The 327-nt window shown below is 62.4% G+C and carries 1 protein-coding gene; it reads right to left on the reverse strand.

The window, feature by feature from the left end:
- Positions 1 to 56: 56 nt before the first annotated feature.
- Complete coding sequence (locus ACFWJO_RS39760; protein WP_386873176.1) at positions 57 to 218, reverse strand: hypothetical protein; 162 nt, start codon at positions 216 to 218, stop codon at positions 57 to 59.
- Between the last annotated feature and the right edge of the window lie 109 nt (positions 219 to 327).

Consider the following 327-nt stretch of genomic DNA (forward strand, 5'->3'; position numbering starts at 1 on the left):
CACCACATTGACCGGCTAATCGCGGCCCAGTTTGTGCCGATCGAGGTCAGAATGGTTCATCGTCGGGGCGGTGGATTGCGGCGAAGGCGGCGCAGTTGTTCTTCGTGTTTGGTGACGGTGGCGGCGAGCGCCTCGACCACGGTGCGAAGGTGCGCGACCTCGGCGAGGCCGGTCAGGGCCGCTATGAACCAGTGAGGGTCATCTCCGAAAGTGGACATGTCATCTGAGCAGTTCTGGGTGCATTTTCTACTGTGTCAGGACTCGACCGGGACCAGGCGTTCGAGCTTGCAGTGGAACGGGTAGGTCCCGGGGCGCCGAGAACCGACT

The organism is Streptomyces sp. NPDC127092 (assembly GCF_042722475.1).
GTDB lineage: Bacteria > Actinomycetota > Actinomycetes > Streptomycetales > Streptomycetaceae > Streptomyces.